Annotated in this window: 25 protein-coding genes and 1 riboswitch; of the genes, 20 read left to right on the top strand and 5 right to left on the bottom strand. The window is 60.9% G+C overall.

Annotation, left to right across the window (positions count from 1 at the left end; translation table 11 throughout):
• Positions 1–130 precede the first annotated feature (130 nt).
• The 9 genes from ATU_RS13730 (at position 131) to ATU_RS13690 (ending at position 9,477) form a co-directional block, all read left to right on the top strand.
• The gene (locus ATU_RS13730) at positions 131–1,696 is read left to right on the top strand and encodes a sugar ABC transporter ATP-binding protein (protein ID WP_006311045.1); all 1,566 of its coding nucleotides are present in this window, start codon (positions 131–133) and stop codon (positions 1,694–1,696) included.
• A gap of 8 nt (positions 1,697–1,704) precedes the next feature.
• The gene (locus ATU_RS13725) at positions 1,705–2,727 is read left to right on the top strand and encodes an ABC transporter permease (RefSeq protein WP_006311044.1); all 1,023 of its coding nucleotides are present in this window, start codon (positions 1,705–1,707) and stop codon (positions 2,725–2,727) included.
• Positions 2,728–2,803: 76 nt separating this feature from the next.
• A complete protein-coding gene (locus ATU_RS13720) occupies positions 2,804–3,745 on the top strand; it encodes an ABC transporter substrate-binding protein (protein WP_006311043.1) in 942 nt (313 codons plus the stop codon).
• Between the two features lie 93 nt (positions 3,746–3,838).
• Positions 3,839–4,852, top strand: a complete 1,014-nt coding sequence (locus tag ATU_RS13715; RefSeq protein WP_010972589.1) for an aldo/keto reductase — start codon at positions 3,839–3,841, stop codon at positions 4,850–4,852.
• 4 nt (positions 4,853–4,856) lie between these two features.
• Entirely contained in the window at positions 4,857–5,678 is an 822-nt protein-coding gene (locus ATU_RS13710; RefSeq protein WP_010972588.1) for an amidohydrolase family protein, read from the top strand.
• Positions 5,679–5,681: 3 nt separating this feature from the next.
• Positions 5,682–6,692: a zinc-binding alcohol dehydrogenase family protein gene (locus tag ATU_RS13705; protein WP_010972587.1), complete on the top strand. Its 1,011-nt coding sequence runs from the start codon at positions 5,682–5,684 to the stop codon at positions 6,690–6,692.
• Positions 6,689–7,822: a mannitol dehydrogenase family protein gene (locus tag ATU_RS13700; RefSeq protein WP_010972586.1), complete on the top strand. Its 1,134-nt coding sequence runs from the start codon at positions 6,689–6,691 to the stop codon at positions 7,820–7,822. The genes ATU_RS13705 and ATU_RS13700 overlap by 4 nt, the downstream gene beginning before the upstream one ends.
• 11 nt (positions 7,823–7,833) lie before the next feature.
• The gene (locus ATU_RS13695) at positions 7,834–8,163 is read left to right on the top strand and encodes an L-rhamnose mutarotase (protein ID WP_010972585.1); all 330 of its coding nucleotides are present in this window, start codon (positions 7,834–7,836) and stop codon (positions 8,161–8,163) included.
• Between the two features lie 36 nt (positions 8,164–8,199).
• Entirely contained in the window at positions 8,200–9,477 is a 1,278-nt protein-coding gene (locus tag ATU_RS13690; RefSeq protein WP_035258051.1) for an L-fuconate dehydratase, read from the top strand.
• Here ATU_RS13690 and cobD read toward each other — a convergent pair.
• Positions 9,459–10,505 carry a threonine-phosphate decarboxylase CobD gene (gene cobD, locus ATU_RS13685; RefSeq protein WP_010972583.1) on the bottom strand — a complete coding sequence of 349 codons (1,047 nt, stop codon included), beginning with the start codon at positions 10,503–10,505 and terminating at the stop codon, positions 9,459–9,461. The two genes, ATU_RS13690 and cobD, sit on opposite strands and share 19 nt — an antisense overlap.
• Here cobD and cbiB point away from each other — a divergent pair.
• Positions 10,504–11,469 (top strand): adenosylcobinamide-phosphate synthase CbiB, encoded by a 966-nt coding sequence (gene cbiB, locus ATU_RS13680; RefSeq protein ID WP_010972582.1) that lies wholly within the window; start codon positions 10,504–10,506, stop codon positions 11,467–11,469. The two genes, cobD and cbiB, sit on opposite strands and share 2 nt — an antisense overlap.
• Here the strand turns inward: cbiB and ATU_RS13675 are convergent.
• Positions 11,456–12,913 carry a cobyric acid synthase gene (locus tag ATU_RS13675; protein WP_010972581.1) on the bottom strand — a complete coding sequence of 486 codons (1,458 nt, stop codon included), beginning with the start codon at positions 12,911–12,913 and terminating at the stop codon, positions 11,456–11,458. The genes cbiB and ATU_RS13675 overlap by 14 nt on opposite strands.
• A 1-nt stretch (position 12,914) precedes the next feature.
• On the bottom strand, positions 12,915–13,532 hold the full coding sequence (gene cobO / locus ATU_RS13670; protein ID WP_010972580.1) for a cob(I)yrinic acid a,c-diamide adenosyltransferase: 618 nt from the start codon (positions 13,530–13,532) through the stop codon (positions 12,915–12,917).
• A gap of 134 nt (positions 13,533–13,666) precedes the next feature.
• Positions 13,667–13,883: riboswitch (cobalamin riboswitch) on the top strand.
• A gap of 119 nt (positions 13,884–14,002) precedes the next feature.
• Between cobO and ATU_RS13665 the strand changes: the two genes are divergently transcribed.
• The 7 genes from ATU_RS13665 (at position 14,003) to ATU_RS13635 (ending at position 22,383) form a co-directional block, all read left to right on the top strand.
• Positions 14,003–14,428 carry a DUF1636 family protein gene (locus ATU_RS13665; protein WP_035258099.1) on the top strand — a complete coding sequence of 142 codons (426 nt, stop codon included), beginning with the start codon at positions 14,003–14,005 and terminating at the stop codon, positions 14,426–14,428.
• The gene (gene cobW / locus ATU_RS13660) at positions 14,425–15,462 is read left to right on the top strand and encodes a cobalamin biosynthesis protein CobW (protein ID WP_010972578.1); all 1,038 of its coding nucleotides are present in this window, start codon (positions 14,425–14,427) and stop codon (positions 15,460–15,462) included. Before ATU_RS13665 ends, cobW begins: the two co-directional genes overlap by 4 nt.
• Positions 15,463–15,526: 64 nt before the next feature.
• Complete coding sequence (cobN, locus tag ATU_RS13655) at positions 15,527–18,877, top strand: cobaltochelatase subunit CobN (protein ID WP_010972577.1); 3,351 nt, start codon at positions 15,527–15,529, stop codon at positions 18,875–18,877.
• A complete protein-coding gene (gene cobG / locus ATU_RS13650) occupies positions 18,877–20,232 on the top strand; it encodes a precorrin-3B synthase (RefSeq protein ID WP_010972576.1) in 1,356 nt (451 codons plus the stop codon). The genes cobN and cobG overlap by 1 nt, the downstream gene beginning before the upstream one ends.
• Complete coding sequence (locus tag ATU_RS13645) at positions 20,229–20,861, top strand: precorrin-8X methylmutase (RefSeq protein WP_010972575.1); 633 nt, start codon at positions 20,229–20,231, stop codon at positions 20,859–20,861. Before cobG ends, ATU_RS13645 begins: the two co-directional genes overlap by 4 nt.
• Positions 20,858–21,625, top strand: coding sequence for a precorrin-2 C(20)-methyltransferase (locus ATU_RS13640; protein ID WP_010972574.1), 768 nt, complete (start codon positions 20,858–20,860; stop codon positions 21,623–21,625). The genes ATU_RS13645 and ATU_RS13640 overlap by 4 nt, the downstream gene beginning before the upstream one ends.
• Positions 21,622–22,383, top strand: a complete 762-nt coding sequence (locus ATU_RS13635; RefSeq protein ID WP_006311008.1) for a precorrin-3B C(17)-methyltransferase — start codon at positions 21,622–21,624, stop codon at positions 22,381–22,383. Before ATU_RS13640 ends, ATU_RS13635 begins: the two co-directional genes overlap by 4 nt.
• On the opposite strand, the gene ATU_RS13630 is transcribed toward ATU_RS13635, so the two are convergent.
• A complete protein-coding gene (locus tag ATU_RS13630; RefSeq protein WP_006311006.1) occupies positions 22,350–23,132 on the bottom strand; it encodes a cobalt-precorrin-6A reductase in 783 nt (260 codons plus the stop codon). The two genes, ATU_RS13635 and ATU_RS13630, sit on opposite strands and share 34 nt — an antisense overlap.
• Here ATU_RS13630 and ATU_RS13625 point away from each other — a divergent pair.
• Genes ATU_RS13625 through cobM form a run of 3 tightly spaced genes read left to right on the top strand, consistent with a single transcriptional unit; the run spans position 23,131 to position 25,573 of the window.
• Positions 23,131–24,390 carry a bifunctional cobalt-precorrin-7 (C(5))-methyltransferase/cobalt-precorrin-6B (C(15))-methyltransferase gene (locus ATU_RS13625; RefSeq protein WP_010972573.1) on the top strand — a complete coding sequence of 420 codons (1,260 nt, stop codon included), beginning with the start codon at positions 23,131–23,133 and terminating at the stop codon, positions 24,388–24,390. The genes ATU_RS13630 and ATU_RS13625 overlap by 2 nt on opposite strands.
• On the top strand, positions 24,384–24,803 hold the full coding sequence (locus ATU_RS13620; RefSeq protein WP_035258046.1) for a cobalamin biosynthesis protein: 420 nt from the start codon (positions 24,384–24,386) through the stop codon (positions 24,801–24,803). Before ATU_RS13625 ends, ATU_RS13620 begins: the two co-directional genes overlap by 7 nt.
• Entirely contained in the window at positions 24,800–25,573 is a 774-nt protein-coding gene (gene cobM / locus ATU_RS13615; RefSeq protein ID WP_010972571.1) for a precorrin-4 C(11)-methyltransferase, read from the top strand. The genes ATU_RS13620 and cobM overlap by 4 nt, the downstream gene beginning before the upstream one ends.
• On the opposite strand, the gene ATU_RS13610 is transcribed toward cobM, so the two are convergent.
• Positions 25,528–26,658 (bottom strand): cobalt-precorrin-5B (C(1))-methyltransferase, encoded by a 1,131-nt coding sequence (locus tag ATU_RS13610; protein ID WP_035258096.1) that lies wholly within the window; start codon positions 26,656–26,658, stop codon positions 25,528–25,530. The two genes, cobM and ATU_RS13610, sit on opposite strands and share 46 nt — an antisense overlap.
• Between the last annotated feature and the right edge of the window lie 11 nt (positions 26,659–26,669).

Here is a 26,669-nt window from a genome sequence, read left to right as displayed (position 1 = left end):
GCTTTCCGTTTCCTCCAAAGCGCACCTTCAATTTTTGACCTAATTGGCTTGACCATTATAAAAAACCGGCCTAACCATTTGCCCTGTTCAAGGCCCCCGGTGGAGCGGGGAACAGGGTGGAGGTTTCCAGATGTCGCAGGGCGCATCGACAATTCGGGGCGATTTTTCGCCTGAGGAGATGGCGCGTGCGGAGCGTTCGGTCCTTCTGCGTCTCGAGAACATCAGCAAGGAATTTCCAGGCGTAAAAGCGCTGTCGAACGTTCATTTCGATCTGCGCAGCGGCGAAGTGCATGCCGTCTGCGGCGAGAATGGCGCGGGAAAATCGACACTGATGAAGATCATCAGCGGTGTCTACCAGCCGAGTGAAGGAACGATCCTGCACAAAGGCGAGAAGGTGCAATATGCATCGCCGCTGCAATCCGAAGCGGCCGGCATCGCCATCATCCATCAGGAACTCAACCTTGTTCCGCATCTTTCCGTTGCCGAGAACATTTATCTGGCGCGTGAGCCGCGCCGGGGTTTTCTCGTGGACCGCAAGAAACTGCGACTCGATGCCAAACGCTGTCTCGACCGGCTGGGGGTCGATATCAACCCCGACCAGCTGGTCCGCAGTCTTTCCGTCGCGCAATGTCAGATGGTGGAAATCGCCAAGGCGCTCTCTCTTGATGCCGAAGTGCTGATCATGGACGAGCCGACCTCCTCGCTGACCGAGCAGGAAACCCGGCTTCTGTTCAAGGTTATCCGCGATCTCAAGGCCTCCGGCGTCGGTATCGTTTATATTTCCCATCGTCTCGATGAGATGGCCGAGATCGTCGATCGCGTGACGATCCTGCGCGACGGACGTTATATCTCAACCGACGATTTCGCCTCGATCACTGTTGATGACATTGTCACGCGTATGGTCGGGCGTTCGCTGGAAGACAAATTCCCCGAACGCACCTCGCGCCCGACGGATGATATTCTCTTTTCCGTCGAAGGGCTGACGCGCAATGGCGTGTTCAGTGACGTCAGTTTTTCACTGCGGCGTGGCGAAATCTTAGGTTTTGCCGGACTTATGGGCGCGGGACGAACGGAAGTTGCGCGGGCAATCTTCGGGGCCGATCCGCTCGATGCGGGTAAGATCGTTTTCAACGGGCGCGAACTTTCGATCGGCTCGCCGCAGGACGCTATCGAGGAAGGCATTGCCTATCTCTCGGAAGATCGCAAAAGCGATGGCCTCGCCATCAAGATGTCGGTGGCGGCCAATACGACGCTCGCCAATCTCGGCGAGGTTTCCAACCGTTTCGGGCTGATCGATTTCAAGAAGCATGACGATGTGGCGAAGCGTTACGTCGATCTGCTGAATATCCGCACTCCCTCGATCGATCAGACCGTGCGGCTGCTTTCGGGTGGCAACCAGCAGAAAATCATCATCGGCAAATGGCTGTTCCGGCAGTCGCGCGTGCTGTTCTTCGACGAGCCGACGCGCGGCATCGATGTTGGCGCGAAGTTTGCGATCTACAAGATCATGGACGAACTGGCCGCGCAGGGCATCGGCGTCATTCTCATCAGTTCGGAACTGCCGGAAATTCTGGGACTGACGGATCGTATTGCGGTGTTCCATCAGGGCCGTATCACCGGCGTGCTCGAAACCGCCAAGACCAATCAAGAAGAAATCATGCGGTATGCGTCCGGTTACGGCCGGGCCGCGCAGTGAGGAACGACATGGCCAATATTGCAGAACCCAAGAAGGGCTTCGCCGTCAGCGATCGTCAGAAGGACATCATCCAGAAATTTGCGGCGCTCGGCAGCCTCTTTGCGCTGGTCGCGGTCTTCTCCGCGACCAGTAACGCCTTCTTCACCGTCAATAATGGCATGACGATCGCGCTGCAGGTGACTTCTATTGCGCTGCTCGGCATTGGTGCCACCTGTGTCATCATCACCGGCGGCATCGATCTTTCCGTCGGTTCGGTGCTTGCGCTTGCCGGCGTCGTTGCCGCCCTTGCGGTGAAGGAACTCGGCATGCCGGTGCCCATCGGCATGTTGCTCGGCATTCTGACGGGGTCGCTTTGTGGCCTCATCAACGGTCTTCTGGTGACGCGCTTCAAGCTGCCGCCCTTCATCGCCACTCTTGGCATGATGCTGATTGCCCGCGGTGTGGCCCTGCAGATCACCGGTGCGCGCGCCGTATCCGGCCTTGGCGAATCCTTCGGTGAACTCGGCAATGGCGCACTCTTCCGTATCGTCACTATCGGTGACGATGGCTTTCCGAATGTCGTGTTTCCCGGCATTCCCTATCCGGTCATCCTGATGGTGGTGATTGCGCTTGCGGTTTCCTTCATGCTTAACCGCTCCATCCTCGGCCGCCACATCTATGCCGTGGGTTCCAATGCGGATGCTGCCCGCCTTTCCGGCGTCAACGTCGCTCGCGTCACCAATTTCACCTACATCCTGTCCGGCACGCTCGCCGGGCTGACGGGCTGCGTGCTGATGTCGCGTCTCGTTACCGCCCAGCCGAACGAAGGCGTGATGTATGAGCTGGATGCCATTGCCAGTGCGGTCATCGGCGGCACATCGCTGATCGGCGGCGTGGGCACGATTTCCGGCACGGCCATCGGCGCCTTTGTCATCGGCATTTTGCGTAACGGTCTCAATATGAACGGCGTTTCCGCCTTCACGCAACAGATCATCATTGGCCTTGTCATTCTGGTCACCGTCTGGATCGACCAGCTGCGCAACCGCCGCTGATCAAAAGGGCTGCGGACCCTTTCCGCAAACAAGATCGGCAGGGGAGGCCCGGTATGCCGACATCACGGAGGAAGAAATGAAGAAAATTACGACTGCCCTTCTGACATCCGCAATCGCGCTGTGGAGCGTTTCCACCGTGCAGGCCGGTGAAATCGCCGTTATCGTCAAGACCGTCAACTCCACCTTCTGGCAGAACGTCCAGAAGGGCGCTGACGCGGCGATGAAGAACTCTTCCGGCAACACCATGACCTTCCAGGGCCCGGCTGCCGAATCGGCGATTGCCGACCAGGTCAACATGGTCGAAAACGCCATCAACCGTAAGGTTGCCGGTATCGTTCTGGCGCCTTCCGATCCGGATGCGCTGGTGCCTGCCGTCAAGAAGGCCTGGGAAGCCCGTATCCCGGTGGTCCTGATCGACTCTCAGCTCGCCAAGGGCTCTGAGCAATATTATCAGTCGTTCCTGGCGACCGACAACAAGAAAGCCGGCGAACTGGCAGCGCAGGCGCTGATCGACAAGGTCGGCACGGAAGGCAAGATTGCCGTCATGTCCTATGTCGCCGGTGCCGGTTCCGAAATCGGCCGTGTCGGCGGTTTCACCGATTACATCCAGATGCATTCGAAGCTTCAGATCGTTGGCCCGTTCTATTCGCAGTCGCAGATGGCAACGGCGCTGAACCAGACCACCGACGTGCTGGCCGCCAATTCCGACCTGAAGGGCATTTTCGGCGCCAATGAGCCGACCGCGATCGGTGTCGGCCGCGCGCTTGCCCAGTCGGGCAAGGCCGGCAAGGTCATCGCCATGGGCTTCGACGGTAACCAGGACCTGCAGAGCTTCGTCAAGGACGGCACGCTGGCCGGCATCGTGGTTCAGGGTTCGTACCAGATGGGTGAAAAGGGCGTGGAAACCGTGACCAAGCTCATCAACAAGGAAAAGGTTGAGAAGTTCGTCGATACCGGCGTCGTTGTTGTCACCAAGGACAATATCGAAAAGCCTGAGGCCAAGAACGTGCTTTACTGATACTGACGGCGCGCCGCCGAAGGGTGGCGCGCCTCATCACCTGCGTGCGGTTTAACCCACCGCTCCATTTCAAGAATTCGGGAAGTGCCTGCGATGAAAGTCTCCGATACACGTCAATTGCCGAACCGTCCGGTAGAGGTCACAATCATGGGCCTTGGTTGCGCCCAGATGGGCAATCTCTACCGTGTTACGCCCTATGAGGAATCCAAGGGTGCGTTCGACAAGGCGTGGGAGAGCGGCATGCGCTATTTCGATACCGCGCCGTTTTATGGCTATACGCGCTCGGAGCGTCGCCTAGGCACCATGGTGACCGAGCATGACCGCGGCGACTATACGCTCAGCACCAAGGTCGGCCGTGTGATGGTGCCGGATGAGACCGTGGGCCCGGAGGAGGATGCCTATATTGCGCCCCTGCCGTTCCGCCCGGTCTATGATTATTCCTATGACGGCATTTTGCGGTCCTTCGAGGCAAGCCAGCAGCGGCTGGGTATCTTGAAGCCGGATATTCTTTATGTGCATGATATCGGTTCCCATACCCATGGCGAAAAGCACCAACACTATTGGGAGCAGCTGACCACCGGCGGCGGGTTCCGCGCGCTTGGCAAACTGCGCGACGAAGGATCGACCGGGGCTGTCGGCCTCGGCGTCAACGAGTGGGAAATCATCAATGACGCCATGGATGTCTTCGATATCGATGTCGCCATGCTGGCGGGCCGTTATACGCTGCTCGAACAGCAAAGCCTTGCTTTCATGAACCGCTGCGCTGAAAGCGGCGTCGCCATCGTTGTCGCTGGCGCTTTCAATTCGGGCATTCTGGCTGGCAACCGCAAATTCAATTATGCCGATGCGCCTGCCGATATCCTCAAGCGCGTGGACGCGCTGCACAACGTCTGCGAGGAACTGGGTGTCTCGCTTCAGGCCGCCGCACTTCAGTTTCCGCTTGCCCATCCGGCGTCGGTTACAGTCGTTTCAGGTGCGCGCAATGCGCAGCAGCTTGCCTCGAATATCGAATGGTTCGAGCAGTCTATCCCGGATGAATTCTGGTCCGAGCTGCACAAGCGTGGCCTGATTGCTGAAGGTGCGCCTGTGCCCGGCGGAAAGGCCTGAGGCAATGCTCATCGACGCCCACCAGCATTTCTGGCTGATGAAGGATCGCGCCGGGCAATGGCCGCCGCCATCGCTGGCCGCTATCTACCGGGATTTTCTTCCTACCGATCTGTCGCCATTGCTGACGGCCGCCGGGGTTTCTGGCACGGTGCTCGTGCAGACGATGGAGACGGCGGCCGACACGGATTTCATGCTGGAGCTTGCTGAAAACACCGATTTCATCAAGGGCGTTGTCGGCTGGGTGGATATGAAGTCTGCCGAAGTGACCGCGGAAATTGCCCGCCGGGCGAAACATCCAGCCTTCAAGGGCGTGCGCCCCATGCTTCAGGGCATGGAAGATGTCGCCTGGATAGACGATGCCGCGCTGAATGCTGCCGTGGAGGCGCTGGTGAAGCACGGTCTGGTGTTCGATGCGCTGGTCCTGCCGCCCAATCTGCCACATCTTCTCTCCTTTGCCAGCAAGCATCCAGAGTTGCCTGTTGTTATCGATCATGGTGCGAAGCCTCTGATTGCCACCGGTCACTATCGTGACTGGCGGCGTAATATGGCGGCTCTTGCAGCCCGTCCCAATGTCCATTGCAAGCTATCCGGCCTGCTGACCGAGCGCGGCGAGCAGCGTCCGGAAGCGGTGCGGCCCTATGCCGAGACCATTCTGGAACTATTCGGCGGTGATCGCGTGATTTTCGGCAGTGACTGGCCGGTGCTGCGCCTTGCGGGCGACTTTCAGGGCTGGCTGGATTTCTGCCGCGATATCGTGCCGGCGAAGGACCATGCGGCAGTTTTCGGCGGCAACGCCATTCGTTTTTACTCCCTTACTGACAGGTGATGCATGCTGGCGATTTTCTGTGACACTCCCGGTCAATTAACCGCCAAGGATCTGCCGAACCCCGTGCGCGGCGAAGGTGAAGTCCTGGTACGTATTCGCCGGATTGGCGTTTGCGGCACGGATCTGCACATCTTTACCGGCAACCAGCCCTATCTTTCCTATCCGCGGATCATGGGTCACGAACTTTCCGGCACGGTTGAGGAGGCACCCGCTGGCAGCCACCTTTCCGCTGGCGATGTGGTGACCATAATTCCCTATATGTCCTGCGGGAAATGCAATGCCTGCCTGAAGGGTAAGAGCAATTGCTGCCGCAATATCGGTGTGCTTGGCGTTCATCGCGATGGCGGCATGGTGGAATATCTGAGCGTGCCGCAGCAATTCGTGCTGAAGGCGGAGGGGCTGAGCCTCGACCAGGCAGCCATGACGGAATTTCTGGCGATCGGTGCCCATGCGGTGCGTCGCGGTGCCGTCGAAAAAGGGCAAAAGGTCCTGATCGTCGGTGCCGGCCCGATCGGCATGGCGGTTGCTGTCTTTGCGGTTCTCGATGGCACGGAAGTGACGATGATCGACGGTCGCACCGACCGGCTGGATTTCTGCAAGGACCACCTCGGTGTCGCTCATACAGTCGCCCTCGGCGACGGTGACAAAGATCGTCTGTCCGACATTACCGGTGGCAATTTCTTCGATGCGGTGTTTGATGCGACCGGCAATCCGAAAGCCATGGAGCGCGGTTTCTCCTTCGTCGGTCACGGCGGCTCCTATGTTCTGGTGTCCATCGTCGCCAGCGATATCAGCTTCAACGACCCGGAATTTCACAAGCGTGAGACGACGCTGCTCGGCAGCCGCAACGCGACGGCTGATGATTTCGAGCGGGTGCTTCGCGCCTTGCGCGAAGGGAAAGTGCCGGAGGCACTAATCACCCATCGCATGACACTTGCCGATGTTCCCTCGAAGTTCGCCGGCCTGACCGATCCGAAAGCCGGAGTCATCAAGGGCATGGTGGAGGTCGCATGACACCCGATACGCCCATCCTGCAATTCGGCACCAGCCGTTTTCTTCTCGCCCATGCGGATCTGTTCGTTTCGCAGGCGCTCGATAGTGGCGAGGCGCTGGGCCGCATTGCAATCGTCCAGACGACCGGCAATGCCGAGAGCCTGAAGCGCGTTGCGGCGCTGAACAGCGGCGCACCCTACCCCGTGCGTATTCGCGGTATCAGCGATGGGCAGGAAGTTGACGAGGAAATTCAGGGCAAGGCAGTCGCGCGGGCTTTGACCGCCGCGACCGATTGGGCCGAGGTGCGCCGTCTCGCCTGTGTGGTCGAGGTCATTCTGTCCAACACGGGCGATCGCGGTTATGAGCTGGATTCGGGCGACGGACCCGAGCTTGCCGCCGATTTCACCATCGTGCCGAAAAGCTTTCCGGCGAAGCTTTGCATGCTGCTGCTGGAGCGTTTTGAGCTTAATCCCGAAGCGCCCGTCTCGATTTTCCCCTGCGAGCTCGTGCCGCGCAACGGCGAAAAGCTGAGCCAAGTCATTCGCCGGCTTGCAGACGAATGGCAATTGCCGGCGGGTTTTGCCTTCTATCTGAATGAGAAGTGCCGTTTCGCCAATAGTCTGGTGGACCGCATCGTCTCCGAGCCGATCGATCCTGTCGGCGCCGTGGCGGAACCCTATGCACTCTGGGCGATCGAGAAACAGGAAGGTCTCGTCCTTCCCTGTACCCACCCCGCGGTGGTGCTGACAGATGATCTCGACCACTATGAAAAACTGAAGTTGTTCCTGCTCAATCTCGGTCACTCCTATCTGGCGGAGCGCTGGGTGCAGGATGCACGCTCGAAGGGAGAGACGGTGCGGCAGGCCATGGCCGACGACGCTCTGGTGGCGGATATGGAAGCGCTCTGGCACGACGAGGTTCTGCCGGTCTTTGCAGCTGAAGGCATGGGAGACGAGGCGAAAGCCTATATCGGCCTGTTGCGGGAGCGTTTGCGCAATCCCTTTCTCGCGCATCGCCTTGCCGATATCGCCGGCAACCATGACGAAAAGAAGCGCCGCCGTTTTGCCCCGGTCATTGCCGCCGCCGAAAGGCTGGAATTGAAGTTGCCGCAGTCGAAGCTGCGTGCGGCGCTTGCCGCCATCAAGCAATAATGGAGTTTTTCATGCAGCGCATGGGCATGGTCATCGGCGTCAAGCCTGAGATGATCGCGGAATATAAAAGGCTGCACGCCGCGGTCTGGCCGGAGGTTCTGGCATTGATCAGCGAAAGCAACATTCGCAACTACACGATCTTCCTGCGCGAGCCGGAAAATCTGCTGTTCGGCTACTGGGAATATCACGGCAGCGATTTCAGCGCCGATATGGCGAAGATAGCTGCAAGCCCAAAGAACCAGGAGTGGTGGTCTTTCACCATTCCCTGCCAGCAACCACTCGAAAGCCGCAAGGAAGGTGAGTGGTGGGCAATGATGGAAGAAACCTTCCACCTCGATTGAACGATTTTCTTTGACTCTGACCGCGAGTAACCGGCCATGACCAAAATTACAGATCTGCGTGTTTTCGACCTGCGTTTCCCGACCTCTCAAAGCCTCGACGGTTCGGATGCGATGAACCCCGACCCGGATTATTCGGCGGCTTACGTCATTCTGGATACGGATGAGCCGCGCCTGAAGGGCCATGGCCTGACCTTCACCATCGGCCGTGGCAATGACATTTGCTGCATGGCCATCGAAGCGATGCGCCATCTGGTCGTCGGCACCGATCTTGCTACTGTCACTGAAAACCCCGGCAAATATTGGCGGCATCTAACCAGCGATAGCCAGCTGCGCTGGATCGGCCCGGATAAGGGCGCGATGCATCTCGCTACCGGCGCAGTGGTCAACGCGGTGTGGGATTTGCTGGCCAAGAAGGCCGGCAAGCCGGTCTGGCAGCTTGTTGCCGATATGAGCCCGGAAGAGATCGCCGATATCGTTGATTATCGGTACCTCACCGACGTGCTGACCCGCGATGATGCGCTGGCGATCCTCAGAAGGGCCGAAGCGGGCAAGAAGGAACGCATCGAGACACTGAAGAACGAGGGTTATGCCTGCTATACGACGTCGGCCGGCTGGCTGGGTTACGACGATGCCAAGCTTCGCCGTCTCTGCCAGGAGGCAATCGATGCCGGTTTCAACCATGTGAAGATGAAGGTCGGCCGCGATCTGGAGGACGACATCCGTCGTCTCACCATTACCCGTGAAGTGATTGGCCCTGATCGTTACCTGATGATCGACGCCAACCAGGTATGGGAAGTGGATCAGGCGATCGAGTGGGTGAATAAGCTCGCCTTTTCCAAGCCCTTCTTCATCGAAGAGCCGACCAGCCCGGATGATATCGCCGGCCATCGCAAGATTCGCGCCGCCATCGGCTCGGTGAAGGTGGCAACCGGAGAAATGTGCCAGAACCGCATCATGTTCAAGCAGTTCATCGCCGAAGGCGCGATTGATGTCGTGCAGATCGACAGCTGCCGCATGGGTGGCCTGAACGAGGTACTGGCGGTTCTGCTGATTGCTGCCAAATACAATCTGCCGGTCTGGCCGCATGCGGGTGGTGTCGGCCTTTGCGAATATGTGCAGCACCTGTCGATGATCGACTATCTCGTGGTGTCAGGCACCAAGGAAGGCCGCGTGATCGAATATGTCGACCATCTGCATGAGCACTTCATCGAGCCCTGCGATATCCGCAACGCCGCTTATATGCCGCCGAAGCTGCCGGGCTTCTCCATCGAAATGAAGCCGGAGTCGATCGAGACTTACACTTTCGAGGAGTGATCGAAAGATCGCAGCGCCTCTTCGACGCGCTGCCAATCCGCTTCGCTGCCGGGAAGGCCGAAACGCATGTCATCAGGCCTTTCGTCAAAGATGCGCACCAGAATGCCGCGACGGCCGAGATGCCCGAACAGTGCCCTGCTGCGCTCGTCCCGCACCAGCGTGAACAGGGAAGTGCCGCCGGCGATTTTCAGTCCTGCCTTTTCCAGCAACTCGTTCATGCGCCTCGCTTCCTCCGCGAGCCGTAGACGCATGGATGATTGCCACTCCCTGTCCGCCAGAGCTTCTGTCGCGATATGCAGTGCCGGACCGGAAACCGCCCAGGGGCCAAGCCTCGCTTCCAGTTCGGCAGCGATCTCGGGATGCGCAATTGCGAAACCCAGGCGCACGCCCGCCATGCCGTAAAATTTTCCGAAGGATCGCAGGACCACCAGCGCTTCGCCATTGGTTGCAACCGCCAGGCTTTCGGCCCCGCCCGTTTCGATGAAGGCTTCATCCACGACGAGCAGACCGCCTTTGCGGCCTATCGTTCCGGCTAGCGCGAGTAAAGCTTCGCGGTCCGTGATGCGACCATCGGGATTGTTGGGATTGACCACCACCGCATAGCCGTAAGCTGAGAGATCGCCGATGTTTTCCACTTCGGTGACGGTCAGCCCCGCCATGCGGGCGGTGCGGGCATGTTCCGCATAGGCGGGTGAAAGCACGGCACCGCTTTGGGCTCCACGATTGATGGCGATCTGCGCCAGCAGCGGCATCAACATCTGGGTGCCGGGAGAAAGCGTGACATGCTGCGCGGAAGGCGCGCCGAAATGGGCCGCCGCCAGCTGTTTCAGCTCCTCGGCGGCGCCGGGTTCCGGCAGGCGGGCGAATGCGCTGGCGGGAATGGGCGAATGCGGGTAGGAGTGCGGATTGATACCGGTCGAAAGGTCGATCCACGGTTCAGGTGCTTGCCGAAACATCAGGCGCGCCTTGCCGAGATTGCCGCCGTGACGGATCGCTCCCTGAGCTTTTTCTGGTACTGTCTCGCCCATGTTCTTTGCTCTCGCTTTCCTGTCGCTCGTGATCGAACGCCTGACCGGCTATCCGGACTGGCTGTTCAAACGCATCGGCCACCCCGTCACCTGGATCGGTTCGCTTATCGCGCTCATGGACAAAAAATGGAACCGGGAGAGCGCATCATTTTCTCAGCGCAAAGCCGCAGGTGTTGCGGCGCTGGTTGTTTTTGTCGGGCTAACGGTGATCCTTGCATGGTTTGCGCAGTCGGTTCTGCTTTTCCTGCCCTTCGGTCTCTTGGCTGTGGCGATATTCGGTGCGTCGCTTCCGGCGCAACAAAGTCTGGAACAGCATGTGGAGGCAGTCGCCACGGCGCTGGAGCGCGAGGGGGTGGAAGGCGGCCGCAAGGCGGTGTCGATGATCGTCGGGCGCGATCCGCAAAAGCTAGATGAGGCAGCGATCTGCCGGGCGGCGATCGAAAGTCTCGCCGAGAATTTTTCCGATGGCATCGTCGCTCCTGCCTTCTGGCTCGGATTTCTGGGCCTGCCTGGTGGTGCGGCTTACAAGGCGATCAATACGGCAGACAGCATGATCGGTCATCGTTCGCCCCGCCATGAGGCCTTCGGCTGGGCCTCGGCCCGGCTGGATGATCTCGTTAATCTACCGGCCTCAAGGCTGAGCGGCAGCCTGTTTGTGGTCGCCGCTTTTTTTGTCGAAGGCGCGTCGCCAAAAGCGGCCATTGCCGCGATCCGTCGCGATGCGCGCCACCACCGCTCCCCCAATGCCGGCTGGCCGGAGGCGGCGCTTGCCGGTGCTCTCGGTTTTGCGCTTGCCGGCCCGCGTTCCTATGGCGGGCAGATGATCGAGGCGCGTTTCATGGGCGAAGGCGGGAGGTCCGCACTGGTTGCCGGTGATATTCGCAAGGCATTGCGACTGGCGCGGATCGCGGACTTGTTGCTGATTGGCCTGTTCGGACTTCTGGCGATCCTTATCGCGCTATAGCAAGCAGCCTGTCGAGATCGAGGTGCTGTTCCATATGCGCAGCCAGACGGTCGAGAACCGCATCAACCTGCGCGTCATAGTTCAGGTCCGTGCCCTGCCCGCCGAGACGCTCGAGCCATGCGCTGCGCTGGCGGTCATCCGCAAAAAGACCGTGAATATAGGTGCCGAAGACGCGGCCGTCGGGCGAAATGGTGCCATCGGCATGTCCGTCGATCGTCGAAAACACCAGACTACCCGCTATTCCCGTGGTTTCACCGACATGCATTTCGTAGCCGGATAAACCAACGCCGTCGAAACTCGTGCCCCGAACGGAAACGAGCCGTTTGTCGCCCGTCAAAACCGTGTCGACGTCCAGCAGGCCGAGCCCCTCGACAGTCGCCGGCGGTCCCTCGATGCCGTCAGGATCGGCAACGGTTTTTCCAAGCATCTGGTAACCGCCGCAAAGGCCGAGAACGTAGCCGCCGCGTCTCACATGCGCCTTTATATCAATGTCCAGGCCGGCATCTTTCAGCACGGCGAGATCGGCGATGGTCGATTTCGAGCCGCACAGCAAAACCAGACGGCAATCGGCGGGGATCGTCTCACCTGGACGGACCCGGATCAGTTCCACATCCGGCTCCATGTCGAGGGGATCGAGATCGTCGAAATTGGAAATGTGCGGCAGGATCGGCACGGCGATGCGGATTTTTGCGCTTGGCTTTCGTTGGGCTGGGCCGGAAAGCCCCAGAGCATCCTCCGCCGGCAGTTTCGCCGCATCGGAAAAATGCGGCAGAAGCCCTATGGAGGACCAATCGGTCTTTTCCGCAATCATCCGCATGCCATCGGAAAACAGTGCCGGATCGCCGCGAAATCGGTTGACGATGAAACCTTCGATCATCGCCGCGTCATCGTCGTCGAGCACCTCTCTGGTGCCGACGAGGCTGGCGATGACGCCACCGCGATCGATATCGCCGATCAGGATCACTGGCGCATCGGCCGCTCGGGCAAAACCCATATTGGCGATGTCATTGGCGCGGAGGTTTATTTCCGAGGCGCTGCCTGCCCCTTCCACCAGCACCAGATCGGCCAGTTGTTTCAAGTGCTCGAAACTATCAAGCACGCGCGGCATCAGCCCGGCCTTCATGTGCTGATAATCGGCCGCCTTGGCGCTGCCGACGATCTTGCCCTGCACTACCACCTGTGCGCCGGTTTCGCTCTGCGGCTTCAGGAGCACCGGGTTCATGTGCACGGAAAGCGGCACGCCTGCTGCCCGCGCCTGCAGCGCCTGCGCACGGCCGATCTCACCGCCATCGGCGGTAACTGCGGCATTGTTCGACATGTTCTGTGGCTTGAACGGCACGACGGAGAGGCCGCGCCGGGTGAATGCCCGGGCAAGACCGGCCACCATCAGCGATTTGCCGACATCGGAGCCGGTTCCCTGAAACATCAGCACCCGTGCTGTCATGTCAGAATTCTATCCCGGCTTGGGCCTTCACGCCCGCCTTGAAGTGATGTTTCACCAGCGTCATTTCCGTCACCATATCGGCGGCGTCGATCAGCGGCTGCTTGGCGTTGCGGCCGGTGACGATGACATGCAGATCGGGCCTGCGACTAGAGAGCGTTTCGACAACTTCTTCCAGCGGCAGGTAATCATAGCGCAAAGCGATGTTCAGCTCGTCGAGGAGCAGAAGACCGATTGTTTGGTCGGCCATCAGGGCCTTGGCCTCTTCCCAGGCCTTTGCCGCGGCCGCGACATCGCGTTTGAGGTCCTGCGTGTCCCAAGTGAAGCCCTCCCCCATGGTGCGCCAGACGACCTTATCCCCGAAGAGCGTCAGGGCCTGCTGCTCTCCCGTCGACCATGCACCCTTGATGAATTGCACGACGCCAACTCGCCGCCCGGTGCCGAGCATGCGCAAGGCGAGGCCGAACGCGGCCGTGGACTTGCCCTTGCCGGGCCCGGTATTGATCATCAGCAGGCCTTTTTCGATGGTCTTTTCCGCAACTTCGGCGTCCTGCACAGTCTTGCGGTTGACCATTTTCTGCCGGTGGCGTTCGGCTTCGCTGTCGCTGATGTCGCGGGTCATCGCTCGTTCCTTCTTGTCCTGCGGCGCGAGACCTTTTGCCCCCGCCATTCGGAGCGGCGACTATACTCAATTTGCCGCACCCGGCAATGCGCTGGTCACGGGCACGCGGCATTGACCCTTACACCCGTTCAGCCTAAGGGTAAGGGACTGACGGTCTTTTCCCGGCAACGGGAAAAGCTAAGAGGGAACACGGTTCCGCCCCGAGAAAGGGTCATTCCGTGGCTGCCCCCGCAACTGTAAGCGGTAAGCCCGCACCGTAAAGCCACTGAACCTTTATGATCGGTTCGGGAAGGCGGTGACAGGGTGTTGATAGCCGCAAGCCAGGAGACCTGCCGTTTCAGGAAAAAGCGTCTGCCGGGCGGGGTGCTCCGGTCAGTCGGTCAGATCGAACAGCGGGTTTGCGCCTGTCGCACACCGTTTTCGATAGCCGCACCCCGATGAATTTTAACGTGACGCGGGAACGGGACGGTTTGGATATTTCAGCGACATCTTCAGGTTCAAACGGGAACCCGCAGGACGAGACAGCGCCGGGCGTTACCGTCTTCGTATGCCGCAGTTGTCGCGATGATGTCGATCCCAATGCCGAACCGCGTCCCGGTTCGCGTCTTGCCGATGCCGTCATTGAAAAGGCGCAGGAGAGCGGCATTGCCGTTCGCTCCGTCAATTGCCTTGCCAATTGCAAGCGTGGCCTCAGTGCCGTGCTCCGCAGCGCCGATGGCTGGTCTTATGTGTTTGGCGGGCTGACGCCCGGCGATGCGGAAGACCTGCTGGTCGGCGCGCGGCTGCTTTCTGCCGCCCCCGACGGCCTGATGCCCTGGCGTGGCCGCCCGGAACCCCTAAAGCGCGGCATGCTGGCGCGCATTCCCCCATTCGATTTTACCGAGGAGAGATCATGAGCACCCTTCTGGACCGCGTTCCCTGCACCATCGTCACCGGCTTTCTGGGTGCCGGAAAAACCACACTGCTGCGCGGTCTTCTCGAAAAGCTTGACGGCAAGCGGCTCGCCATCATCGTCAATGAATTCGGCGATATCGGCATTGATGGCGAAATTCTGAAAGGCTGCGGCATTGAAAGCTGCCCGGAGGAAAACATCGTCGAGCTGGCCAATGGCTGCATCTGCTGCACGGTGGCGGATGATTTCCAGCCCGCCATCGAACAAATCCTTAGCCGCCAGCCGAAGGTGGAGCATATTCTCATTGAGACCTCCGGCCTTGCCCTGCCGAAGCCCCTGGTGCAGGCCTTCCAGTGGCCGGCCATCAAAAGCCGCGTGACTGTCGATGCCGTGGTCGCCGTGGTGGATGGCGCGGCTCTGGCCGAGGGTCAGGTCGCCCACGACATGGAAGCGCTTGCTGCCCAGCGTGCCAACGACGAAGCGCTCGACCATGACGATCCGGTCGAAGAGGTCTTCGAAGATCAGGTCGCCTGCGCCGATCTTATCGTGCTCACCAAGGCCGATCTTCTCGACGATGCCGGCCTCGAGAAGGCCAAGGCCCATATCCTCGAACATCTGCCAAAGGCGGCGAAGATCGTTGTTGCTTCGAATGGTGCCATCGATCCGACCGTGCTGATCGGTCTCGGCCTTGCGGTGGAAGAGGATATTGAAAACCGCCGCACCCATCATGATGGCGAACTCGATCATGAACACGATGATTTCGACAGCTTCGTCATCGACCTGCCGGCCGTTACCGATCCGGAGGCGCTGGCGGCCCGTATCGCGCAGACGGCCGCTGCCGAGAATGTGCTGCGCATCAAGGGCTTCATCGAAGTCGCCACTAAGCCCATGCGTCTGCAGGTGCAGGCTGTCGGCAGCCGCGTCAACCACTACTACGACCGCCCCTGGGCGGCGGGTGAAGAGCGCCGCAGCCGTCTCGTCGTCATCGGCGAAAAGGGCATTAACCGCGAAAAGATCGAACAGATGCTGGCCGCCTGACATAAGCCGTTTGCGCATTGTCCGGACGCAAAACCGCTGCGCACTTTTACTGGAAATGCTTTAGATGCATATTCTCGCCACCACATCCTCGTCTCTGGACGACCTGATCGAGCCGGTTGATCTCAACCAGCCGCGTTCGGATGTGGTGGTGCTGTCTTTTTCGGCAAGCGATCTTGCCGGGCTTGAGCGGGCGTGGGGAAAGGCGGGAGAGACCCTCCCCTCCCTCTCTGCCGCGAACCTCTCCGAACTTCGGCACCCGATGTCGGTCGATCTCTGGATCGAAAAAACGGCGGAACATGCCCGCGTTATTCTTATCCGGATTCTCGGAGGCGCGGAGCGCTGGCGCTATGGGGTCGATCAGCTGGCTATTCTGGCGCGCAGGCGGGGCATCAAGCTTCTGCTTTTGCCGGGGGAGTGCAGTGAAAGGGATGAAAAGCTCGAGGCGGCCTCAACTGTCGATAAGCCGATGCTGGCCTCCGTTCTCTCCTTCTTCCGCGAAGGTGGAAGGGAGAATATGGGCCGCCTTGCCGCTGGCCTTTCTGTTCTGGCGGGCGGTGGAGAATGGCCGGATATAAAGGCTGACCCCCTGCCGAAAGCCGGCTTCTATCGGCCGGATCTGGGTGTCGTTGGGCAGGACGAGGCTTGTGCCGGGTTCCCTGCCGGTGCGTCCGTTCTGCCCATCCTCTTTTACCGCTCCATGCTTCTGGCGGAAGATGCTGCACCCGTCGATGCGCTGTTTCAGGCGCTCTCTGCGCGCGGGTTTGCACCCCTGCCGATTTTCGTCAGCGGGTTGAAGGATGGGGAAGCGATCCGTTTTCTTGAAACGGTGCTGCCCGCTCTCCAGCCCGCCGCCATCATCGCCGCTACGGCCTTTGCCAGCCATACGGATGATAGGGGCGAGACGTTGTTCGACCGTCTCGGCGTTCCGGTTTTCCAGGCGGTGATGGCGACCACCCGGCGCGTCGGCTGGGTGGAAAACGCGCGCGGCCTCAATCCGTCCGATCTTGCCATGCATGTCGTCTTGCCTGAACTGGACGGGCGGATTCTCACCGGGGCGATTTCGTTCAAACAGGCGCGGACAGATGGCGGTGTCAGTCTTGTGAATGTGCCGGAGGCGGATCGTATCGAGCAGGTGGCGAACCGCATCGCGGCCTTTCTGCGACTGAAATCTGCGCCACCGCGGGATCGCCGCATCGTCATTCTGATGCCGGATTATCCCGGTGCCGCGCCGGGGCGCACCGGTTATGCCGTTGGTCTCGATGTGCCGCAAAGCGTGCTCGAAATGCTGCGCGATCTCGCCGAGGCCGGTTATGCGGTGGAGGATATTCCTGAAACGGCGCGGGCGCTGCTCGATCGTATCGAGAGCCAGGAAGCGACCGTCGATCTTTCCACCTATCGGGATTTTTTTGCAGGTTTGACTGAGACCGCCTCCAGCTCGATGAATGCGACGTGGGGAGCTGCGGAACAGGACGACGCTTTTGCCGATGGCGCTTTCCATTTTCGCGTTGCCCGCTTCGGCCAGGTCTTCGTCGCGCTCGCGCCGGATCGGGGGCGGAACGAGGATCGGCGGGTGGATTATCACGACCCTGCCCTGCCGCCACGCCACGCGCTCGTCGCCTTCGGCGCATGGATGCAAAGTGTTGTGGCGACGCATGCCATCGTGCATGTGGGCGCGCATGGCACGCTGGAATGGTTGCCGGGCAAGACGGTTGCGCTTTCCCGCGATTGTTTCCCGGAAATCGTCACCGGCCCGCTGCCGGTGGTCTATCCATTCATCGTCTCCAACCCCGGTGAGGCGGCGGTTGCCAAGCGGCGCATCGCGGCGGTTACCATCGGCCATGTGCCACCGGTGCTTGTCAATGCCGGGCTTTCGCCGGAACAGTTGGCGCTGGAACAGCTGGTCGATGAATATGCGCAGGCGGATGGCCTTGATCGTCGCCGCCGTGACCGGCTGGCGAAGCTGATCGTTGAAAAGGCGCTGGAAACCGGGCTGGCGGCCGAGGCGGGCGTTGGCGCGAAGGATGATGCCGATGCGGCCCTTTCACGCATTGATGCCTTTCTCTGCGACCTCAAGGATTTTGCCATCAAGGACGGTCAGCATGTTTTCGGTCGTTCCCCCGAAGGCGAGGCCGATCCTCTCCGTCTTCAGAGCGCGAAGGCCGAGAAAGCCGCGCTGCTTGCGGCGCTCGATGGCCGGCACATCGCCCCCGGTCCTTCCGGTGCACCTGCGCGAGGGCGTCTCGACGTGCTGCCCACCGGCCGCAACCTTTATGCTGCCGATCCCCGTACCATGCCGACGCCGACAGCTTTCGATCTGGGCCGCATGGCGGGCGAGGAAGTGCTTCGCCATCATCTGCAGTCCCATGGTGATTGGCCGAAACATCTGGTGTTCGATCTCTGGGGCAGTGCCAGCCTTCGCAACGGCGGCGAGGATGTGGCGCAGGCGCTGCATCTGATGGGGGCAAGGCCAATCCATGATCCTGCCACGGGCCGGGTCACCGGCATCGAGGTTCTGCCACCGGCGAGCCTCGGCCGCCCGCGGGTCGATGTGACGTTTCGCATTTCCGGCCTTTTCCGCGACATGTTTCCGGCGCTCATCGCGCTTCTCGATGCGGCCGCCAAGGCGGTTGCGCGGCGGGACGAAGCGCCGGGCGACAATCCGCTGGCGGAAGAGGCGGCAGCGCTTGGGCATATTCCTGCGCGCATCTTCGGTTCTGCGCCCGGCACCTATGGCGCCGGTATCGAGGAAAAGCTCGCCAGCGGCACCTGGGACGAACGCGAGGAGCTGGGGCAGGCCTATCTCGATGCAGCGAACCATGCCTTTGGCGGCGCCGATGGGCTCGAGATTTTCGAGGATGCCGGCTTTACGGAACTGGTGCGCCGGGCTGATCTTCTGGTTCATACCGGCGACGATCCCGGTCGCGATCTTCTCGACGGCTCTTCCGACGTCGCCTTTATCGGCGGTTTCTCCGCTGCGAAGGCCGTACTTGGCGGCATCGCCGATATCGTCGCGCTGGATACGACCGATCCGGCACGTCCGCGGGCCAGATCGATGACACAGGCGCTGACGCGGGTGGTGCGCGCCCGCGCCGTCAATCCGCGTTTCATTGCCGGCCAGATGCGGCACGGCCCACGCGGGGCGGCGGAATTTGCAGAAACGGTGGACCGGCTGGTCGGCTTTGCCGAAACCACCCATGTGGTATCCTCCTCGCTGATCGAGGCGCTTTACGATGCCTATTTCGGCAATGAGGAAGTCCGCGATTTCATCCTGCGGGAAAATCCGAAGGCGGCAGAGGTGATGGCCGCGCGCTTTTTATCCGCCCGCCGCCGTGGCTTGTGGCACAGCCGCCGCAATGCGGTGGATGCGGAGCTGGAAATGCTGATCCTGCCCCGATCCGAAAGGGTAGGTGCATGATGGCTGCTGTTGCCGATCCCGTTCAGCCATTTGGCCGCCGTGGTCTGTGCCCGGCCTTGTCCGCCCCCATGCAAACCGGCGACGGTTTTTTGTCGCGGGTTGCTTTCGAGGCGGATATTTCGCCCCATGTGATGGTGACGCTTTGCGGCCTCGCCGAGCGCCACGGCAATGGGTTGATCGACATTACGGCGCGCGGCAGCCTGCAATTTCGCGGCCTGACGCCGGAAAGCGCCTGCGCCCTCGCAAAAGATGTTCTGGCGCTTGATCTGCCACTACGCGAAGGGCTTGCGGTCGAGACTTCGCCGCTTGCCGGCCGGGATGATGCGGAAATCGCGGATGGCCGTTTTCTCGCCGAGGAGATTAGAAAAGGCGCTGGCGCCCTGGCGCTGCATGACAAACTCGCGGCCAAAACTTCTGTTGTCATCGATGGCGGCGGACGCCTCGCAATGGGCGATTTGCTGGCCGATATTCGTCTGAAAGCAATCCGGCTGGAAGGTCGGACTTTCTGGCAACTGCTTGTTGGCGGGCCGGAAAGCAAGGCGTTGAAGGCGGGGCTGGTTGAGCCGGTTGCGGCGGCCGGTGTGGTTCTGTCACTTCTTGTTTTTCTGGCTGAAAAGGGACCGTTTGCCCGCGGCCGCGATGTGGATCAGCAAACGGTGACGGCGATTTGCGGTGAGCGTCTGCTGGGTTGGGGAAGCGGGGGCGAAGCCCGGACCCCTTCGTTGCCCCTGGGTTTGATGATGACGGGAGAGAGCCGCTTCGCCGTTGGTGTCGCGCCTGCTTTCGGGCAGATTCGAAGTGCCGACTTGGCGCATCTCTGCGAGCGGGCTGACACGTTCGGTATCGATGCCCTGCGGCCATCGCTAAACCATAGCCTGCTATTTTTTGGATCGTCGTCGGCCTGTGAGGCTTTGCGTGAGGCTGCGGTGGCATCCGGCTTCGTCACGACGGCAGGCGATGCGCGGTCCTCCATCGCGGTCTGTTCCGGCGCGCCGGGCTGTGCCTCGGCTTTTCTTCACACGCACGACCTGGCGGCTTTTGCTGCCGAAGAATGTGCCGCGTTGCTGGACGGTTCCTTCACGCTGCATGTTTCCGGCTGCGGCAAGGGCTGTGCACATCCCGCCCCTTCGCTCTTCACTCTCGCGGGTACTTCGGATGGCCTGGCATTCTCGATTTCCGGCCGCGCCGGTGACCCGCCAGCCGGGATTTTGCCTTTCGAGCAACAGCAGACCGCGCTTTCGCGGCTTGCCCGTCTTTACGAAAAAGAACATAAGCCCGGTGAAAACGCCGCCATCTTTTTTGCCCGTCTGGGCCGGGAGGAAATCGGTGCGGCGCTTCGACAGGATAACCAATGACCGACTATGATTATATTCGCGATGGCAATGCGATCTATGAGCGCTCTTTCGCCATTATTCGCGAGGAAGCGGATTTATCCGCCTTTACCGAAGAGCAGGCGGATATCGCCATTCGCATGATCCATGCCTGCGGGCAGGTGGAGGCGGCAGGCCATTTCCGCTTTTCGCCGGATTTCGTTTCGGCCGCGCGGGGCGCCTTGCTCGCCGGCAAACCCGTTCTGTGTGATGCGCAAATGGTTGCCCATGGCGTGACGCATGCAAGACTTCCGGCTGATAATGCTGTCATCTGCACGCTTCGCGATCCACGCACGCCGGAGCTTGCGAAAAACATCGGCAACACCCGCTCGGCTGCTGCGCTCGATCTCTGGGCGGATTATCTCGACGGTGCCTTGGTCGCTATAGGCAACGCGCCAACGGCTTTGTTTTATCTTCTGGAAATGCTGGAAAAAGGCGGCCCGCGTCCGGCTGCCATCATCGGTATGCCGGTTGGTTTTGTCGGTGCGGCGGAATCGAAAGATGCGCTGGAGGCAAGTGCGCTTGGCATTCCCTATGCTATCGTCAAGGGACGTTTGGGCGGCTCGGCCATGACGGCCGCCGCCATCAACGCGGTTGCGAGGGCGGGCCTGTGAGTGCTGCGCTTTTTGAACATGCCAAGGGTAAGCTTGTCGGCGTCGGCACTGGTCCGGGTGATCCTGAGCTGCTGACGCTGAAAGCCGTGCGCGCCATCGAAAATGCCGATGTTCTCGCCTTTTTCTGCAAGAAGGGCAGCGCCGGCAATGGCCGTGGCATTGTCGAAGCCTTTATTCGACCCGGCACGCTTGAAATGCCGCTGGTCTATCCCGTCACTGTCGAAAGCGACAAGAACGGCGAAGATTATCGCGGCGCGATTGCCGCGTTCTTTGATCAGTCCGCGAAGGATATTGCCGTGCATCTCGATGCCGGGCGCAATGTGGCCGTGCTCTCTGAAGGCGATCCGCTGTTTTACGGCTCCTATATGCATCTCCATCTGCGGCTTGCGCCGTCCTATGAGGCGGAAGTCGTTGCCGGCATCACCGCCATGTCCGGTTGCTGGTCCATGGCCGGCCTGCCGCTCGTGCAGGGCGACGATATTCTGAGCGTGCTTCCCGGCACGCTGGCAGAAGAGGTGCTCGCGGAGCGACTTTCCGGCACGGATGGCGCCGTGATCATGAAGGTCGGCCGCAATCTGCCGAAAATCCGCCGCGCGCTGGAAGTGGCCGGCAAGCTCGAAGAGGCGCTGTATGTCGAGCGCGGCACCATGGCGAACAGCCACGCGGTGCGGCTCATCGAGCGTGATGCCTCGCCCGCGCCCTATTTTTCGCTGGTTCTGGTACCAGGCTGGAAAACCAGGCCAGCAGGGAGCGAAGGGTCATGACCGGCAAACTCGTTGTTATCGGCCTTGGTCCCGGCAACGGAAATCAGGTGACGCCTGAGGCGCTGGCCGCTGTCGAGTCATCGGAAGATTTTTTCGGTTACATCCCCTATCTCGACCGCCTTTCGCTTGGGCCTCACCAGCGGCGTCATGCTTCCGACAATCGTGAGGAAATCTCCCGCGCCGAACAGGCGCTCACGCTTGCGGCCGAAGGCGGCAACGTCTGCGTGGTGTCAGGCGGTGATCCCGGTGTTTTCGCCATGGCGGCGGCGATTTGCGAGGCGATTGAAAACGGCCCTCTCGAATGGCGTGACATCGACTTTTCCGTCGTGCCTGGTGTGACCGCCATGCTCGCCGTCGCTGCAAAGGCCGGTGCGCCACTCGGCCATGATTTCTGCGCCATTTCGCTTTCAGATAACCTCAAGCCCTGGGGCATTATCGAAAAACGGCTGATTGCAGCGGCCGAAGCCGGATTCGTGATGGCTTTCTACAATCCTGTTAGCAAGGCGCGGCCGCACCAGCTTTCTACCGCCTTCGACCTGTTGCGCAAACATTTGCCCGGCTCGGTACCGGTGATATTCGGCCGCGCCGCAGGCCGGGTTGATGAACGTATTCGGGTGGTGCCCCTGTCGGAGGCGTCGAGCGACATGGCCGACATGGCCACCTGCATCATCGTCGGCTCGGTGGAAACCCGCCTGATCGCGCGTTCCGGCAAGGAACCGATCGTTTATTCGCCACGGTTTTCGAAAAGGGAAAGCTGATGGCGTATGGCGGTGAGCGCAGTGGCGATATCCGGCACGGTCACATTATTCGCGGGCGTATCGTTCAATTGTTGCGGCCGTTCGATCATGATGACCGGCAGGCCGAGCCGTCTCGCTGCTTCGATCTTGCCGTAACTGGCGCTGCCGCCCGAGTTTTTCGATATCACCACCTCGATGCGGTTTTCCTCCAGCATGCGGATTTCATCTTCCGTTACGAAAGGACCACGCGCGGTGATATAGCGCGCATCCGGGGCCCTCAGCGGCGGTTCCACCGGGTCGACGCTGCGGATGAGATAACTGTGCTGAGGTGCTGCTTCGAAAGGAAGAAGCTCCTGACGGCCAAGCGCCAGAAACACACGTTTGCCCGTAGTGCCCAGCGCGGTGACGGCCTGTCCGACGGTGTGGACGCTCTGCCATGTGTCACCCGGCTGACGCGGCCAGACGGGACGCGAGAGCACGACCAGTGGTATATTGGCAAGCCTTGCCGCCTCGACGGCATTGGCGGAAATTCTGGCCGCATAGGGATGAGTGGCGTCCACGAGAATATCGAAACCCTCTGCGCGAATGAAATCCGCCAGTCCTGCCGCGCCACCAAACCCGCCGCTGCGCATCGGCACGGGCTGTTCCACCGGCGAGAGCGTGCGCCCGGCCATGGACAGCAGAATTCGGTAGCCGGAGTCTTCCGCCAGCCGGCCGGCCAGAATGCGGGCATCCGCCGTGCCGCCAAGGATGAGTATGGAGCGTGTCATGACATCTGAATATTCCGGAACGGCAAAGGCTTCCACTGAAAAGAACGAAAAGCCGTGGCTGTCCATTGTCGGTATAGGCGAGGACGGGCTTCAGGGGCTGGGTGAAAATGCGCGTCAGGCGATAGAGGCAGCCGAGGTGGTTTTCGGCGGCAAACGCCATCTGGAACTGGCGGCTGGGGCCATTCGCGGCGAAGCGCGGGCCTGGCCGGTGCCGTTTGATGTGGACATGAACGATGTTCTCGCATTGCGCGGCCGCCTGGTGTGTGTGCTGGCATCGGGCGATCCGTTCTTCTATGGTGCGGGGGTCACGCTTCTGCGGCGGATTCCGGCGGAGGAAACGGCTTGTTATCCCTCGCCTTCCGCCTTTTCGCTGGCCGCCTCGCGGCTTGGCTGGGCCCTGCAATCGGCCGAATGCGTTTCGCTGCATGGGCGCTCAATCGATCTGTTGCGGCCACATCTGCATCATGGCGCGCGGATCATCGCGCTGACGTCTGATGAGCGCGACCCAGCCTTGATTGCGCGGCTGCTGTCCGATGCCGGCTTCGGCCGTTCGGAATTCATCCTGCTTGAAGCATTGGGCGGAGACCGGGAAAAGCGACGGCAAATCCGGGCTGCTGATTTTGGCTTTGAAGATACTGATCCGCTCAATGTCGTCGCGATCGAGGTCGTGGCGGATGAGGGTGCGCGCCTCCTGCCTTTTGCTCACGGGCTTGATGACGGCCTGTTTGAACATGACGGGCAGATCACCAAGCGCGAAATCCGCGCGGTGACGCTTTCGTCACTCGCCTCCCGTCGGGGAGAACTGCTGTGGGATATTGGTGCGGGCTCCGGCTCGATCGGCATCGAATGGATGTTGTCGCATCCTTCGCTGCGCGCCATCGCCATCGAGCAGCATCCGGAAAGGGCTGAGCGGATTGCCCGCAATGCTGACGCTTTTGGTGTTCCGGGGCTTGAGGTCATGATCGGCACGGCTCCGGCGGCTTTTGAAGGCTTGTCTTCACCGGATGCGATCTTTATTGGCGGCGGCGGCAGTGAGACGGGTGTGCTGGAGGCCGCCATGGATGCTCTGAAACCGGGCGGGCGGCTGGTGGCCAATGCGGTGACGCTGGAAATGGAAGCGGTATTGCTTGCTGCCCATGCGAAATTCGGCGGGTCGATGATCCGGCTGGAGGTCTCGCGGGCTGCTGCTGTCGGTTCCATGTCCGGCTGGCGTCCGGCTATGCCGGTGACACAATGGAGCTGGGTCAAGCCATGGTGACCGTGGCTGGCATAGGCTGCCGCAAAGGTGCCGCCTCGGACGCGATCATTGCGGCTGTGCGGGCGGCGGAGCGTGCTTTTGGCGTCACGGTTGACTATCTGGCGACTGCGCCGCTAAAGGCCGACGAGGCCGGCCTTGCGGAGGCGGCGAAGGGTCTGTCTCTGTCGCTTGAAATCGTGGCGCAGGAACGGCTTGAAGCGGTTGCCGCCGAGACAATGACATTTTCACAGGCCAGCCTCGATCACTCAGGTTCGCCAAGCGTCAGCGAAGCGGCAGCACTTGCTGCGGCTGGTGCAGGCGCAAGGCTGGTCGCGCCACGCCTCGTGGTCGGTGACGTCACTGTGGCTATCGCAATGACGAGTGACGCGCCGCATGGTAGCCGCAGCGCCATTGAATACGGAGAACAAGAATGACGGTTCATTTCATCGGCGCCGGTCCGGGCGCCGCCGATCTCATCACGGTGCGCGGGCGCGATCTTATCGCGGCCTGCCCAGTCTGCCTTTACGCCGGTTCGCTGGTTCCGAAGGCCTTGATCGATTATTGCCCGCCGGGTGCACGCATTGTCGATACGGCAGCACTTTCGCTTGACGAGATCGAGGCGGAGTTCGTGGCGGCCGCCAAGGCCGGTAAGGATGTCGCGCGGTTGCATTCCGGCGATCTTTCGATCTGGAGCGCCATGGGCGAGCAGATCCGCCGCCTGGAGCGCCTGGGTCTCGATTATACCGTCACCCCCGGTGTGCCCTCCTTCGCTGCCGCTGCTGCCACCCTGCAGCGGGAGCTGACGGTGCCGGAAATGGCGCAGAGCCTAGTGCTGACCCGTATTTCCGGCCGCGCTTCAAAAATGCCTGAGGGTGAGACGCTGAAGGCTTTTGGCGCGACAGGTGCGACACTCGCCATTCATCTCGCCATCCATGCCATCGGCAAGGTGGTGGAGGAACTGACACCGCTTTATGGCTCCGATTGCCCGGTCGCCATTGTCGTGCGTGCCTCCTGGCCGGATGAACGGATCATTCGTGGCACGCTTTTTGATATCGAGGGCAAGCTTGTGGCCGAGCCGGTGGAACGTACGGCGCTGATCTTCGTCGGGCATGGTCTGGCCTCAACGGATTTCCGCGAAAGTGCGCTTTATAGCGCCGACTATGTACGCCGGTTCCGGTCCCCGAAGGAGGATGGTGCGGGCTGATGCGACGGCGTGGAGGTGGTGCGCCCCTTGAGTGCACCCTGACGGTCAAACACCAGAATATCGAGCGCGATCGCCGGCGTCTTCAGTGCCGCGGCGGCGGTCACCCAGGCTTTTTCCGCAACGACCGCGCCGAGGTCTATTCCTACGCTTTCGGCAAGCTGAAAGGCGTGCGCGACCATGTTCGCCTGACGGATGGCAACGGCGAGATTGTCATCCCCTCCCGCCTCGGCGGCCAATACCGCCAATGCTTCAAGGTCGGCAAGGCCCTTTTTGGAGTGTACGTCGAGCATGCCCTGGGCGAGCTTGGTCATCTTGGCAACGCCACCGGCGATCGTTACCCGCTCGACCGGGTGGCTGCGCAGATATTTCAGCATGCCGCCGATGAAATCGCCCATGTCGATCAGCGCGGTTTCCGGCAGGTCGTAAACGGCTTGGCCGGCCTTTTCGGATGTATTGCCGGTGGCGCCCAGAACATGGGTGCAGCCGGTCGCCCGCGCCACGTCGATGCCGCGCCAGATGGAGTGAATCCAGGCCGAGCAGGAAAAGGGAATGACAACGCCGGTGGTGCCGAGAATAGAAATGCCGCCGAGGATTCCAAGCCTGCCATTCAGGGTTTTTTCTGCCAGTTTCTCGCCGTCGCGGACGGAAATCTCGACCTCGAAATCGGCATTCTCGCCGGCCACTTCGCGAATGGCGGTCTCGATCATCCTACGCGGAACGGGGTTTATCGCGGGTTCTCCCGGTGGCAGGGGCAGGCCCGGCCTCGTGATGATGCCGACGCCCTTGCCGGCCCTGAAAGTGATGCCGCTTCCCGGTTCGCCCCGTCTGACCGTGCTTTCGATCAGCGCGCCATGGGTGACATCTGGATCGTCGCCGGCATCCTTGACAACGCCGGCGCGCGCGAAGTTCTCACCTTTTTCCTCGGTGGCGAGGGAAAATGCCGGCCTCGCGCCGCTTGGAAGTTCCACGTCGACAGGGTAAGGAAACTCGCCGGTCAGAAGGGCGGCGCAAGCCGCCTTCGTGGCGGCTGCCGCGCAGGTGCCCGTGGTCCAGCCGCGGCGAAGGGTCTTTCCATCCGTTTCCATATGCATTCCTA

The sequence above is a fragment of the Agrobacterium fabrum str. C58 genome (assembly GCF_000092025.1).
GTDB lineage: Bacteria > Pseudomonadota > Alphaproteobacteria > Rhizobiales > Rhizobiaceae > Agrobacterium > Agrobacterium fabrum.
This window is presented reverse-complemented; position numbering and strand designations above follow the sequence as displayed.

Excerpts from the sequence above, each read along its gene's own strand:
- ATU_RS13730 (WP_006311045.1), top strand. The coding sequence starts at position 131 with ATGTCGCAGGGCGCATCGACAATTCGGGGCGATTTTTCGCCTGAGGAG.
- ATU_RS13725 (WP_006311044.1), top strand. The coding sequence starts at position 1,705 with ATGGCCAATATTGCAGAACCCAAGAAGGGCTTCGCCGTCAGCGATCGT.
- ATU_RS13720 (WP_006311043.1), top strand. The coding sequence starts at position 2,804 with ATGAAGAAAATTACGACTGCCCTTCTGACATCCGCAATCGCGCTGTGG.
- ATU_RS13715 (WP_010972589.1), top strand. The coding sequence starts at position 3,839 with ATGAAAGTCTCCGATACACGTCAATTGCCGAACCGTCCGGTAGAGGTC.
- ATU_RS13710 (WP_010972588.1), top strand. The coding sequence starts at position 4,857 with ATGCTCATCGACGCCCACCAGCATTTCTGGCTGATGAAGGATCGCGCC.
- ATU_RS13705 (WP_010972587.1), top strand. The coding sequence starts at position 5,682 with ATGCTGGCGATTTTCTGTGACACTCCCGGTCAATTAACCGCCAAGGAT.
- ATU_RS13700 (WP_010972586.1), top strand. The coding sequence starts at position 6,689 with ATGACACCCGATACGCCCATCCTGCAATTCGGCACCAGCCGTTTTCTT.
- ATU_RS13695 (WP_010972585.1), top strand. The coding sequence starts at position 7,834 with ATGCAGCGCATGGGCATGGTCATCGGCGTCAAGCCTGAGATGATCGCG.
- ATU_RS13690 (WP_035258051.1), top strand. The coding sequence starts at position 8,200 with ATGACCAAAATTACAGATCTGCGTGTTTTCGACCTGCGTTTCCCGACC.
- cbiB (WP_010972582.1), top strand. The coding sequence starts at position 10,504 with ATGTTCTTTGCTCTCGCTTTCCTGTCGCTCGTGATCGAACGCCTGACC.
- cobD (WP_010972583.1), bottom strand. The coding sequence starts at position 10,505 with ATGGGCGAGACAGTACCAGAAAAAGCTCAGGGAGCGATCCGTCACGGC.
- ATU_RS13675 (WP_010972581.1), bottom strand. The coding sequence starts at position 12,913 with ATGACAGCACGGGTGCTGATGTTTCAGGGAACCGGCTCCGATGTCGGC.
- cobO (WP_010972580.1), bottom strand. The coding sequence starts at position 13,532 with ATGACCCGCGACATCAGCGACAGCGAAGCCGAACGCCACCGGCAGAAA.
- cobW (WP_010972578.1), top strand. The coding sequence starts at position 14,425 with ATGAGCACCCTTCTGGACCGCGTTCCCTGCACCATCGTCACCGGCTTT.
- cobN (WP_010972577.1), top strand. The coding sequence starts at position 15,527 with ATGCATATTCTCGCCACCACATCCTCGTCTCTGGACGACCTGATCGAG.
- cobG (WP_010972576.1), top strand. The coding sequence starts at position 18,877 with ATGGCTGCTGTTGCCGATCCCGTTCAGCCATTTGGCCGCCGTGGTCTG.
- ATU_RS13645 (WP_010972575.1), top strand. The coding sequence starts at position 20,229 with ATGACCGACTATGATTATATTCGCGATGGCAATGCGATCTATGAGCGC.
- ATU_RS13635 (WP_006311008.1), top strand. The coding sequence starts at position 21,622 with ATGACCGGCAAACTCGTTGTTATCGGCCTTGGTCCCGGCAACGGAAAT.
- ATU_RS13625 (WP_010972573.1), top strand. The coding sequence starts at position 23,131 with ATGACATCTGAATATTCCGGAACGGCAAAGGCTTCCACTGAAAAGAAC.
- ATU_RS13630 (WP_006311006.1), bottom strand. The coding sequence starts at position 23,132 with ATGACACGCTCCATACTCATCCTTGGCGGCACGGCGGATGCCCGCATT.
- ATU_RS13620 (WP_035258046.1), top strand. The coding sequence starts at position 24,384 with ATGGTGACCGTGGCTGGCATAGGCTGCCGCAAAGGTGCCGCCTCGGAC.
- cobM (WP_010972571.1), top strand. The coding sequence starts at position 24,800 with ATGACGGTTCATTTCATCGGCGCCGGTCCGGGCGCCGCCGATCTCATC.
- ATU_RS13610 (WP_035258096.1), bottom strand. The coding sequence starts at position 26,658 with ATGGAAACGGATGGAAAGACCCTTCGCCGCGGCTGGACCACGGGCACC.